This window comes from Halomonas urumqiensis (genome assembly GCF_003028575.1).
Classification (GTDB): domain Bacteria; phylum Pseudomonadota; class Gammaproteobacteria; order Pseudomonadales; family Halomonadaceae; genus Halomonas; species Halomonas urumqiensis.
The window spans coordinates 365,936-378,515 of record NZ_PYUD01000003.1 but is presented as its reverse complement, the minus strand read 5'-3'; the positions used below and the strand labels follow the sequence as shown (position 1 = coordinate 378,515).

The 12,580-nt window shown below is 64.9% G+C and carries 5 protein-coding genes; 2 read left to right on the top strand and 3 right to left on the bottom strand.

Annotated elements, in window-relative coordinates:
* Positions 1 to 70 precede the first annotated feature (70 nt).
* A complete protein-coding gene (locus C6V82_RS18020; protein ID WP_146009660.1) occupies positions 71 to 1,723 on the top strand; it encodes a hypothetical protein in 1,653 nt (550 codons plus the stop codon).
* A gap of 314 nt (positions 1,724 to 2,037) precedes the next feature.
* Positions 2,038 to 2,631, top strand: coding sequence for a uroporphyrinogen decarboxylase/cobalamine-independent methonine synthase family protein (locus C6V82_RS11520; protein ID WP_102587150.1), 594 nt, complete (start codon positions 2,038 to 2,040; stop codon positions 2,629 to 2,631).
* Between the two features lie 164 nt (positions 2,632 to 2,795).
* Here the strand turns inward: C6V82_RS11520 and recD are convergent, their stop codons facing one another.
* From recD to recC, 3 genes are read right to left on the bottom strand one after another with little or no spacing between them, the layout of a single operon-like run.
* A complete protein-coding gene (gene recD, locus C6V82_RS11515) occupies positions 2,796 to 5,030 on the bottom strand; it encodes an exodeoxyribonuclease V subunit alpha (protein ID WP_229843188.1) in 2,235 nt (744 codons plus the stop codon).
* A 5-nt stretch (positions 5,031 to 5,035) separates the two neighbouring features.
* Entirely contained in the window at positions 5,036 to 8,965 is a 3,930-nt protein-coding gene (gene recB / locus C6V82_RS11510; RefSeq protein WP_102587148.1) for an exodeoxyribonuclease V subunit beta, read from the bottom strand.
* Complete coding sequence (gene recC / locus C6V82_RS11505) at positions 8,962 to 12,579, bottom strand: exodeoxyribonuclease V subunit gamma (protein WP_102587147.1); 3,618 nt, start codon at positions 12,577 to 12,579, stop codon at positions 8,962 to 8,964. The genes recB and recC overlap by 4 nt, the downstream gene beginning before the upstream one ends.
* Between the last annotated feature and the right edge of the window lies 1 nt (position 12,580).

Genomic DNA, 12,580 nt, shown 5'->3' with positions numbered 1-12,580 from the left:
GCGCCGCTGCACTTGAGCCAAAGATGTTAGCATGTTGGCTTGAAATTCAAATCAAGGAGAGCCTGCGGTGATGTCTCATTCAAGTGACCTGCATGTACAGCAGGTAAACTGCTTCTATAACTACACGGCAGGCCTTGATGTAACTGAGGTAGACCTTCTAAAGACAGCCACGAAGCTTCTTAAGTCTGGCTTAGTCAATACCGTTTGCTTCTCTGATCTTAAGGCTATCTACCTTGATGAGCATGGCGATATCCAGCTCGAATGGATCCAACCACAGGGACGCCAGTGGGATAATCATTGGACGGTCAAATTTAGCGATGCCTTACCAAAGCATGCTGTTGATGACCTAACTTTCTGTATGGAGTTATCTTTCCATGAGCAGCGCATTGAAGCGCCAGAGGCTAGACAAGTGCCACCATATCTGCGAGCTGCCTTATCGCCATTAATTCTTGAACGTGACGACTTGATCCTGCCGATTTACCCATGGCTCAAGCTGTATGCTGATGGAATTATGTCTATTTGCTTTAAATTCGATGCTGAATGGAACAACCTTGCTGAAGCCGACTTCATCCAAGAATACGTGAACTTATTTCAGTGCTACTTTGATTGCATTTGGGTACAAGCAGAGCTCCAGTTAATAGATGGCGAGCAGCTTTTGTTTAGCGGATTTGAGAATGCAATTTCAATTGGTGGCCAAAGTATTGTCGATCGAAAGACCCGCAAGCTTGTTAAAGAAATGCGTCAAAGAGCTAAAGCAGTACTCAAGGAATCCTTAAGTAGAGAAGGAAGATGCTTCGAATTAAACGGTCAAACATGGAATCTTCACAAAATCGCCGGTTCCGAAGACCAAGCTGAATGGGAAGCGACCATTGACCTTTGCCGATCCATCTACGCAAGCGCTGCCGCATCACAAGTAGTTGCAAGGAGTAGCAGGAAGCCCAAGAAGGGAATAGGTATCCAGTTGTGGCAGGGCCGGCCGTCGATTTCACTAATGCGATTTGCAGGCCAGCCCCAGTGTAAAGATGCGCTATTCGAAAAATATGGCCCGTCGCTATCACGAATCCTGATGCGCTCTCCTGGAAATTACCAACCCCCGCCACTGCCAACTGACTTGCGTCCCTTTGAGGATTATTGTCTACATGGCAATAGAGCACTGCTTCTTTGGACGTGGTTGCGGCCAAGTGATGCTCCTGAAAATGCATGGGAGGATACAAGTACAACAGCTTATCTGCTGGAGAATCAAGCTAGGGCTGAACACTTTGAGTACCACAATATGCGTATTGCCAGAGCATGTGAAAACGCGAGCTCTCCTCCCTCTGATGAGCATCTTATCCATGCTTTCGAAACCCTTGCAGTTTCCGAGTCTGTAATCCACCAATCAAGCCAAGCCGGAGAAATTACAGATGCCCTCGAATACTTGATGGATGCTGCAGGTACAACGAGGCTCATTGCATCAGGCAAAGAGCAAGCAAGATGGCACTTGGATGAACGTCGCTATAGTATCGATAAACAACGTTCTCGGATGGATCGATGGCTGATGGCTGTATTTGGGATAGTTGGTGCCGCAGGGTTGGCGGACTTAGTCATTCAGCCGTTACTAAAAGATACGTATTCCGCTTGGACAGATTGGTTCATTGGACTTACTGCATTCGCGCTAGCATCATTCTTGGTAGGCATGACTGCGGTTTCCATATGGATCGTTAACAATTTCCATAGGGGATAGCATACTGAAGAATTGATTAAGCCAACCCTAATTGCACTTAATCACCTAGCTTCGCTTGATCTTTATCCGGAATTATTGATAGTCTGCTTTTGGCCGAATTCGGAATTATGCTGATAGAGTTGTAGAGAGACCTTAAATTCGCAGCGTGTGGCCGTTTTTTCGTTCGGGATGGATCGTTGAAGAAGGATGTTTTATAAGAAAAGATAAACTGCTAGCGTGCTAGCGATGCCCAGGCAGTCATGCTTATTGCCCTAGGGCAGTGATAACGTTCATTCTGCCAATCATGCATTTCTCTATTAGTGGATATAACTGACATGACAGTCCTTGACATATTGTCAATCGGAGCTAGCATCATCGCCTCACTTGGTGGCGGTGCAGTGATAGTTTTTGCTTTGTCGAACTGGCTTGGAAAACTCTGGGCTGAGCGTTTGATGGAATCTGAACGTCATCAGCATGTGATTGAGTTGGAAGAGCTCAAAGATTCATTGAAGCGCACGTCTGAAGAGCAGATCGCGTCTATCAAGGCTCATATTGATATAGCACGTGAGGCTCAGGTAAAAGAACACTCCGATCGAGTCGCTATTTACCGTGCTGCGATTGATTTAATCGCTGTTATGGTGGCAAAGGTCGAGATGATGATGCTCGGGAAGAGGGGGGCGCTAACGAGTGAGGAGTTGCAAGAGTTTGAGTCGCAACGGCTTAGGGTATACGCATATCTCGCCATGCATGCTCCACAATCCGTAATGGACGCCCATGATGCCCTTACAGACCTCATATTGGCTGTTATTTATGATGGAAAAGAAACAAATTGGGAGAGCTTCAGAGGCCTAGCTATCAATTTCCTCAACGAAATACGCAAGGACGTTGGGATCCGGGTAGATCCAATTACTTACCAAGGCGAAAGGTAAGATTTTTAGGATTTATTCTGAATTGTAATCAATAAGCTGGAGACGCACCCCCTTCTTTTCGCTGTAAGCCCTGCGGCAGCTCAAGCGGGACGCTATATCATATTTCACTGATCGTCCGCTTCTGGCCGAAAGCCGCTTCGCCCCCACTATCGATGGCGGCTTTCCTACAACCTCCCCAACCCACTCACCCTCATCACCTCCCTTGTCACCGCTTCATCCAGCATCCCGCGTCCGGTTTCCACCACGGTGAGCCAGTCGCGGGCGCGGGTGATGCCGGTGTAGACCAGTTCCCGGGTGAGGATGGGGTTTGGGGCGTCGGGGAGCAGCAGGGCGGTGTGGGTGAATTCCGAGCCCTGGGATTTGTGTACCGTCATGGCGAAGACGGTTTCCACCGCTTGCAGGCGGCTGGGCAGTACCCACTTGATGCTGCCGCTGCCGTCGCTGGCCGGGAAGGCGACACGTAGCAGCTTTCTGCCCGGTGCGCGGGCGTCGGGCAGCGCGAGGGTGATGCCGATATCGCCATTCATCAGCCCCAGGCCGTAGTCGTTGCGGGTGACGAGTACCGGGCGGCCTTCGAACCAGCCATGGTCCAGCTCCAGGTCGTTGGCATTGAGCCACCCGGCGCGGCGCAGGGCGCGGCCGATACGCGGGTTCAGGCCTTCGATGCCCCAGGGGCCCTTTCTTAGCGCGCAGAGCAGTTGGAACTGGCCGTGGGCGGCCAGCACGGCGCGGGCCCAGTCGTCGAAGGGCTGGCGTGTGTCGCCTTCGCCGAAGGTGTCGTGGGCCGGGCGTTGCGTGCGGATCACCTCCAGGTAGTGGCGGTAGCCGCGTGGCGGCGCCACCGGCTCGCCACGGCGGTCGTGGCGGCCTTCGCCGTGATGGGCGAAACCGGCGGGGTGCCCGTGGGTGACCAGCTTGTCCAACCCCGAGTCATCGGGTTCCGCCAGGCGCAGCCGGGCCAGGTCCACGTAGCCCTGATCGAATACCTCGCGCACGGCGCGGCGTTTCTGCTTGGCGGTGTGCGCTGCGGATAGCGGGCGGTTCACCGCTTCGGCGAGCTGGCCGATGCCGCTTTGAGCATCGAAGCGGTGGCTGACCCGCAGCATGGCGATGGCCTGGTCCAGCGGCTGGCCCAGCGTGTTGTGGTCGGTGCCGTGGTGGCGATCCAGCGTGTGCTCGGGCAGCGGTGTGCCGGTGGCGGCTTCCAGCCATGCGGCGGTGTCGGCGGTATAGTGGCCGCCTTCGGCGCGCTGGCAGAGGTCGCCGAGCACGGCGCCGGCTTCGACAGAGGCGAGCTGGTCCTTGTCGCCCAGCAACACGAGGCGCGCCCGGGGCGGCAGAGCGGTGAGCACGGCGGCCATCATCTCGATATCCACCATCGAGGCTTCGTCGATCACCAGCACGTCCAGCGCCAGCGGATTGCCGGCGTGGTGGCGGAAGTGGCGGGTGTCGGGCCGCGAGCCAAGCAGGCGGTGGAGGGTGGTGACCTCGGTGGGAATGCTGTCGCGCAGGGTCGGGATATCCACACCCTGTTGGCTTACGGCGCTGGCCAGTTCCAGCAGCGAGAGGCCCTTCACCTGCTTGGCGATGGATTCGTTGAGGCGTGCGGCGGCCTTGCCGGTGGGGGCGGCCAGGCGGATGCGCAGGGCGTGTTGGCCGGGCTGGCCGAGTTGCAGGGCCTGCAGCAGGGCGAGCAGCTTGACCACGGTGGTGGTCTTGCCGGTGCCGGGGCCGCCGGTGATCACCGCGAAGGGCGAGCGCACGGCCAGGGCGCAGGCGGTCTTCTGCCAGTCGATGGTGGCCGTGGGGGTGAACAGGGCGTCCAGGGCGTGGGCCAGGGTGGCAGTGTTGCCCGGGTAGGCACCGGCCTCCAGGCGCTTGGCGATATGCAGGCGGATGTCCTGTTCGTACTGCCAGTAGCGGCGCAGGTAGAGCCGTGTGCCTGCCTCGCGTTCGCTGCGCACCAGCGGGGTGTGGCCGGGGGCGTGGTCGTCGCCGTCGGCCACTAGGCCGGGGTGAGTGAGCGCTTCCTGCCAGGCGGCGAGGGTCAGGCCGGCGAGTACCTCGCTTGGTAGCGGTGGCGGGTCGCTGAGGTCGTCGCCTTCCGGGGGCAGCGAGAGGGCGAGGTCCGGGGCGCTGAGAGTGGCGGCCAGATCCAGGCAGACATGGCCGCGCCCGAGCTGGTGGCTGGCCAGGGCGGCGGCGAGCAGCAGTGTGGGCGGGGCATCCGGCACTTCGCGGTGCAGGAACACCGCCAGGGCGCGGTCCAGGGCGCGCAGCCAGCCGCGCGCCACCCAGCGCTCGAGCAGGGCGAGCAGCGCGGGGGCGTCCTCCAGGGCGGGGTGGGCCCGCGCCCCTGGCTGAGGGGGTTCGGGCAGGTCGTCGAACAGGTCGTTCATGTCGTTCATGCGGGAGCCCCTGCCGGCGTGGAGTGAGTGGTGACTGTCGGCTCCTGGCCCTGGAACAGCGCATCCAGCGTGTCGATCAGTTCACGCGGGGGGCGTTCGGCATGCACGCCCCGGCCCGTCTCGGCGGTGCTTGCCCCCACGCCACGCAGGAAGACAGTCAGCGAGCCGCCGATATGGCGGTCGTAGTCGTAATCCGGCAGCCGCGACCGGAGCAGCCGGTGCAGCGCCAGCAGGTAGAGCGCGGCCTGCAGGTCGTAGCGCTTCTCGGCCATGGCGTCGCGCATGGCGGCCGGGGTGTAGGCGTCGTCGTCCGGCCCCAGGTGATTGGATTTCCAGTCGAGCACGTAATAGCGGCCCTGATGCTCGAACACCAGGTCGATGAAGCCCTTGAGCATGCCGTTGAGGGTGTCGGGGTCCAGCGCCGGGCGAGGCGCGCCCGCCAGTATGTGAGTGCTTACGGGGGCGTCCAGCGCCTGGGTCGAAACGCGCTTGGCGGCGAACCAGAATTCCATCTCCACCTGGTAGGCGGTGAGCTCGCAAAGTCGCAACTGGCGCGCGTCGGGCAGCGGCAGGGGTGTGGTGAGCAACTCCCCCAGCCAGCCATCCAGGGTGACGAGCCACGGGGTCCAGCCGCGCAGTTGGGTGCGCCGGGCCAGCATGTCTTCGCGCAGGGCGGTGTCGTGGGTGGCGTGGGCGAAGCCGTGCTGGCCGGCCCATTCCAGCAGGCCGTGGAGGAAGGTGCCGGGCCCCGGCCCACGCGGAAACCTGTGCAGATTGTGGGTGTGAGGGGCGTCGGCGGTGTCGCGGGGCTCGTCCATCACTTCGAAGGCGGTGGCCTCCAGCGGGGTGGTGGGCTCCGGCTGGGCGGCACTGTGCGGTGTGTCAGTGCTGCGGGGTGTGTCAGCGCTTACTGGGGCGCTGGCCAGTGGCTGTTGAGCCGCGGGCTGGGGCTCGAGGATCGCGCCGCTGGTGCGCAGTGCCGAGTAGCTGGCGATCCACCATTGCTCGCGGGCCGGGCGGCGCGGTATCAGCGCTTCGCCGAGATTGGCCTGGGGCTCGCGGGGGCGGAACAGCGTGGCGCTGGGCGGCGGCGCGGGCTGGATGGCGATGGCGGGTTCGTTGCCCTTGAGCATTGCCAGGGCCTCGCTGAACTCGGCGGGCGAGAGGCTGGCGCCATTGGCGAGCAGCTGGCCGATGGCGCTGCCTTCGCCGCCCTTGAGCGGCGCCATGCCAAGCCAGGTGGCGTGCCGGGCGCGGGTCAGCGCCACGTAGAGCTTGCGCAGGTCTTCGCCGAGGCGTTCGCGGTCGGCCTGGGCCAGTATGGCGTCGTCGGCCTCGAGGCTGAGATGCAGCCGGCCTTCGGCATCGTGCCAGCGCAGCGGCGTATCCTCGGCCTTGGTGGCGCGGTGGCCGCAGATGAACGGCAGGAACACCAGCGGGTACTCCAGCCCCTTGGACTTGTGGATGGTGATCACCTGCACCAGGTCGGCATCGCTCTCCAGGCGCAGCTTGTGCGCCTCGCCCTGGTCGTCGGGGTCGGCGATGGATTCGGCGAGAAAGCGGATCAGCGCGTGTTCGCCATCGAGCTCCTGGCTGGCGTGCTGCAGCAGTTCGCCGAGATGTAGCAGGTCGGTGAGATAGCGTTCCCCTTCGCTGGCGGGCCCTTCGGCCAGCAGCCGGCCGGGTACCGCGAAGTCGTTCATCAGCCGGCGCACCAGCGGCAGCACGCCCTGGCGCTGCCACAGGCGGTGATAGTCGCGGAACTGCATCACGCGGCCTTCCCAGGCCAGTTCGTCCTGCTGCAGGTGGTCGAGCTCGGCCAGGCCGAGTCCCAGGCTTGGGGTGGCCAGGGCGGCACGCAGGCGGCGTTCGTCGTCGGGGTCGGCGCAGGCGCACAGCCAGGCCTCGAGCTCGCAGGCCATGGGCGAGGCGAAGACCTTGTCCTTGTCCGAGAGATAGACGCTCTTGACCCCGCGCCGCGCCAGGGCCTGGCGGATGGCGCGGGCCTCGGTGAGGCCGTTGACCAGCACCGCCATGTCCGAGGGCTTGAGCGCCCACAGGGTTGCGCCGTCATCGAAGCCGGCCACGCCGCGTTGGCCGCCTTCCAACAGGGCGACCATCCGCGAGGCGCAGCGTTCGGCCATCTCGTCGCGATAGACCCCCTTGGAGAGCGGCTCGTCGCTTTCCAGTTGCCCGCTTTCCAGTTGCCAGAGCGTCATGGCCGGCTGCGGCTGGCCTTCCACCATCAGGGCATCCTTGCGACCCTTCGCCTTGACGCTGACGAAGGGCACCGGATTGCCGCCGTCACTCTCCTTGAACAGGAAGGCGCCGGGCGGGTGAGCTTCAGCGAATTCGAAGCAGCGGTTGACCGCGGCGACCATGGCCGCACTGGAGCGGTAGTTGGTGCCCAGGGTGACGTGGCGGCCGGCGGTGTCGCGGCGGGCCTGCAGGTAGGTGTGGATGTCGGCGCCCCGGAAGGCGTAGATCGCCTGCTTGGGGTCGCCGATCAGAAAGACCCCCGCCCGTTGACTGCCGCCCTCGGGGTCGCCGCCGGCATTGTCGTCCAGGCGGTAGACGCGATCGAAGATGCGGTACTGCACCGGGTCGGTGTCCTGAAACTCGTCGACCAGCGCCACCGGGAACTGGCGGCGGATCTGCTCGGCCAGGGCCGCGCTGCCAGGGGCTGATTGGGTGCCGTTCAGGGCGCGGTCCAGGTGGGTGAGCAGGTCGTTGGGGCCCATCTCGGCGCGGCGTTGCTGCTCGCGCTCCAGGCGCACCCGGCACCACTGCACGGCGTGGATCAGCAGGTCGGCGTGGGGGTCGGGCAGGGCGTTCAGCGCTTCGGGCAACTCGACCAGGGCTTGCCAGGCTTGCGGCAGCGGGGGCGTGCCTTCCTTCCAGATCTCGGCCATGCCATCGGGGGTAAGGCGTTTCCAGGCGGCATCGGTAAGCGCGGGGCGGATGGCATCGCTCTCGGCCCATTCGCGCAGGGCGCCCAGCCAGTTGGCGCGGCTCTTGGCATTGAAGCTCTGGCCCTTGAAGGCCTTGCGCGTGGCGGCGTCTTCCAGGGCGGGGGCGAGCTCGTCCAGCCAGGCGCTCCAGGGGGCCTTGAGCTCGGCCAGGCGGGTGTCGCGCTCGGCCTGGGCGGCGGCCAGGCTCTCGGCGGGCGGTGGGGCCTTCCGGTCCAGTGCCTCGCTTTCATGCAGCAACGGGCGCACGGCGCCGTAGAGCGAGGAACGGCCTTCGGTGGGGGCGTTCCAGTAGCGGGTGATCTCGGCCAGTGCCTCGGCGTCCAGCGGGTAGTAGAAGCTGCGCCAGTAGTCGCGCACCACGTCCTGTTCCAGCTCGCTCTGGTCGGTTTCCAGCGCCAGCGAGAACAGGCTGCCACTGTCGAAGGCGTGCTCGCGCAGCATGCGGTAGCACCAGCTGTGGATGGTGGAGACGGCGGCCTCGTCCATCCATTCGGCGGCCAGTTGCAGGCGCCGGGCGCAGGCGGCCCAGCCAGCCGGGTCGTATTGGTCGCGGAGTTTGAGCAGCAGCGGGTCTTGCCGCGTCTCTGTCGCTTCGTCAGCAGGTCTCTGCGGAGGCGCTGTGAACCCCTCCCTGGGCGCAGAAAAATGGGGGTCTGTCCCCGATTGAAACACCGTCCCCGATTGAAACACCTCGGCGGCTTCCACCAGCCGCGCGCGAATCCGTTCGCGCAGTTCCTGGGTGGCGGCGTTGGTAAAGGTCACCACCAGGATTTCCGGTGGGGTGAGGGCGCGGTCGAAGGCGGCGGTGTCTTCGGCGTGGCGGGCGCCGAGTACCAGTCGCACGTATAGCAGGGCGATGGTGAAGGTCTTGCCGGTGCCGGCGCTGGCTTCGATCAAGCGGCTGCCGTGCAGCGGAAAATCGAGGGGATCGAGCTCGATGGGCGTATCGCTCATTTCCCGCCTCCTTTGACGGCGTCATGCAGCGGCTTCAGCAGCCGCTCGGTAAGCTCGGCGAAGCTGTCCGGCCGGTGGCGATTGGCGCCGGCGAGGGCGGCGAAGTCGGGCCAGCGGTGGGCCAGGTAGGGATTGCGCTCGACTTCGCCGCTGGTGAAGCCGTCGCCTTCATAGGCCTTGCGGGCGGCATGCCAGGCGTCGTGGTCCGGGGTGAGCTCGCCGGGGGTGTCGTTTGGCCCGCGTTTGGCGAGCCACACGAAGGCGGTGTCGCAGGCCACCGGCAGGGGCGCCTGCATGCCGGCCTGCCAGGCGGCGATCAGCTCGCCGAGCCGGTGCCGGGCCTCGTCGTCGCCCAGGGGCGGCAGGGTGACGTTGCCGGCCTTGGAGAGCAGTTGCGTGGTCATCGGGCGTTCCAGGTTTCCCGCCAGATGCGCCACCCAGGGGCGCACCAGTTGGCCCCAGCGGTACTGGCCGCGCCCGCGCCCCTGGCTGACCAGGCTGCTGCTGGAGAGCAGCAGGCGGCAGCGCTGGCCAGAGTCGTCGAGGCGCAGGGCGTCGAGCCAGTCTTCCAACGGCGGGGCCTCGGCGGCGTCGCGGTCGAACAGTGCCAGGCGCACCGGCTCGGGTTCCTCGACGGCGTGGGGCCAGGCCGCCAGCGCTTCGGCGTAGGCCTCGAACAGCGCCTCCATGGGTTCGGCGAGCTGCTCGCGCATGCGCTCGCCGAAAGCGCCCATGGCCAACACGCCCTGGCCTTCCAGGCGTTCGAGGGTGGCGTGCAGCGCCTCCAGCCGCGGCTGGCCGGCGTCGATGGCGCGGCGCTGGGCCTGGATCAGGGTGTCCTGCAGTTGCCAGTGGGTGAGGCCATCCAGGGCGAAGGGTTCCTGGTCGAGGCTGGTGATGTCCTCGCGCTCGAGATAGACCCGAAGCCGGGTGTTGAAGAAGGCCTTGGTTGGGTCGCGCAGGAAGTTGCCGAGCTGGATCAGCGTCAGCGGTGTGTCCTGGGTGAAGACGCCGAGTGCGCCGGTGGCCTGCGTTGGCGCGGTTTCGGTATGCACATCCCGCCACTCGTGGGCGTAGGTCACCAGGCGGCGGGCCGAGGTGTTGCGTGCGGCCTGGGTGGCGGCATCGGGGAAGTAGCGGCGGCTGAAGGGTTGCAGCGGGTGCTTGGAGGTGAGGTCGTCGAGCAGGTCGCTTTCGTGCGTGGTGCGCCAGCCGGCGGCGAGGTGGTCGCGGAGCTGGCCGACCAGCACCGAGGGAGGCTTCTCGGCGTTGTCGACGATGCTGCGCCCGACCCAGCTGATATACAGCTGCTCGCGGGCGGAAAGCAGGGCCTCGAGGAACAGGTAGCGGTCGTCTTCGCGGCGCGAGCGGTCGCCGGGGCGGTAGTCGCCGTTCATCAGGTCGAAGTCCAGCGGCGGGTGGTGGCGGGGGTAGTCGCCGTCGTTCATGCCCAGCAGGCAGACCCGCTTGAAGGGGATGGCGCGCATCGGCATCAGGGTGGCGAAGTTGACCGCACCGGCCAGGAAGCGCTGCGATAGGCTGTGTTCGTCGATCTGCCCGAGCCAGTGTTCGCGCACCACGGAGAGCGGCAGCTCGCGGGTCAGGCCGGCCTCGCGGGTGCTTTCCTGGAAATCCTGCAGCCCTTGTTCGAGACGTGCCAGCATCAGGCTGTCGGCGCTCTCCTCGGCGCTGAAAAAGGCCTCGAGCAGCTCGCGCAGGCGGGTCACCCAGCCGTCGGCATCGGTGGGCGTGCACAGCCGTTGCCACTGGGTTTCCAGGGTCTCCAGCAGTTGCGCCAGGGGGCCGGCCATGCCCGCTTCAAGACCGCCGATATCGTCGAACGGCTCGATGCCTTGCCAGGCGCCGCCGCTGCTGCCCACCGCGTAGCCAAGCAGCAGCCGGCGCAGGCCGAAGGCCCAGGTGTTCTGGGACAGCCCCTCCGGCAGGTCGAGGCTGCCACGCTGGCGGGCATCCAGCCCCCAGCGGATGCCGGCGCCCTCGATCCAGCGCGAAAGGGTCGGCAGGTCCGCCTCGGCAAGCCCGAAGCGCGCGCGCAGCGCCGGCACCTCGAGCAGGTCGAGCAGGTCGCTGACCGAGAAGCGCAGCTCCGGCAGCCGCGTGAGCTTCTCCAGAGCGATCATCAGCGGCAGGCGGTGGCGGCTGGCCTGGTCGGAGAGGGTGTAGGGGATGAAGCGCGGGTCGTCGGGCGGCAACTGGCCGAAAACGGCCTGGATATGCGGCGCGTAGTGGTCGATGTCCGGCACCATGACGATGATGTCCCGCGGGCGCAGGTCGGGGTCGGCGCTGAAGGCGGCCAGCAGCTGGTCGTGGAGGATCTCCACTTCGCGCTGGGGGCCATGGGCGATGTGGAAGACGATGGAGTCGTCTTGGCTGGGGTCGAGCACCGGCCAGTTGTCGCGGGTCTCGGCCAGCGGGCGCAGCTCGCGGATGTCGTCCTGCAATTGCGAGAGCAGGCAGCCGCCGTCTTCCCCGATGCAGGGCTCGAAGAGGTCGATACGCAGTGCCTCGCGTTCGAACAACCCTTGGTAGGCACCGGCGTCGTCGTGTTCGTCGAGCAGCCGCAGGTAGTCGCGGCCCTGCTTGCCCCAGGCGGCCAGCAGCGGTTGGGCGTGCAGGTGCAGCGAGGCTTCGCCGTCGCCGCTGCCCAGCACGTCGAGGCGCTCGGGCATGCCGGCCTTGCGTTGCTGGCGCCGCTGGGTGGCCCTCAACAGCTCGCGGTGCTCGATGATGTCGGCCCAGTAGTGCTGGCAGGGGTTGTGCACGCAGAGCACCACCTGGCTGACCCGGGCGATGGCGGCCAGTGCCTCCAGCGCTTGCTGGGGCAGCGAGGAGATACCGAACACCAGCACCCGGCGCGGCAGCTCGCGGGGCCGATGCGCCGGAGTGAACGCCTCGGCGGCATCGAGAAACCGACGGTGGACTTGGGCGCGGCTGGCGTCGATGCCGGCTCTGCCCTGGGTGCTCTCCACATCGTCGCAGATGGCCCGCCATAGCGCCGGCTGCCAGCGCTGGGTGGCGTCCAGCGGCTTGGCCTCGCCCCGCGCGGTGATTAGCACGTCCTCGCCGGCGGCCCAGGCTTCCAGCCAGTCGGCGCGGTAGACCTGGTACTGGTCGAACAGGTCGGCCAGGCGCTCGGCGAGCTGGTGATGCTTGCGCAGGTCGTCGTCGCCCTCCAGAAAGCGCGCCAGCGGGGCGAAGTCTTCGCTGGGCATCAAGGCCGGCAGCAGGCGCAGCAGCCGCCAGACCAGCCGTGACTTGTCGAACGGCGAGGTGGCCGGCACCGCCTCGCTGTCGCCTTCCGCGTGGTTGAGCACGGCGCGATAGGCCTGCCACAGGAAGCGCGCCGGCAGGCTGACGTCCAGCGCGGCGGCGATGCCGGCGCCGCCGTTGGCCGGGTCCTCGGCCAGCGCCAGCTTCAGCCACTGGCCGATGCCGTTGCTCTGCACCAGGATCGTCTCGTTCTCCAGCGGCGAGAGCGGGTGGCGCGTCATCCACGCCACCGCCAGGCCGCGCAGATCCTCCAGGCGATTGCCATGCACGACCATGAAGCCGGGGGCAAGGGCCTCTTCCCTGGGAGAGCTCGCGGCGGGCATG

Bases quoted from the DNA above. Each gene is read 5' to 3' on its own strand.
- C6V82_RS11520 (WP_102587150.1), top strand. From the start codon at position 2,038: ATGACAGTCCTTGACATATTGTCAATCGGAGCTAGCATCATCGCCTCA.
- recB (WP_102587148.1), bottom strand. From the start codon at position 8,965: ATGAGCGATACGCCCATCGAGCTCGATCCCCTCGATTTTCCGCTGCAC.
- recD (WP_229843188.1), bottom strand. From the start codon at position 5,030: ATGAACGACCTGTTCGACGACCTGCCCGAACCCCCTCAGCCAGGGGCG.
- recC (WP_102587147.1), bottom strand. From the start codon at position 12,579: ATGCCCGCCGCGAGCTCTCCCAGGGAAGAGGCCCTTGCCCCCGGCTTC.
- C6V82_RS18020 (WP_146009660.1), top strand. From the start codon at position 71: ATGTCTCATTCAAGTGACCTGCATGTACAGCAGGTAAACTGCTTCTAT.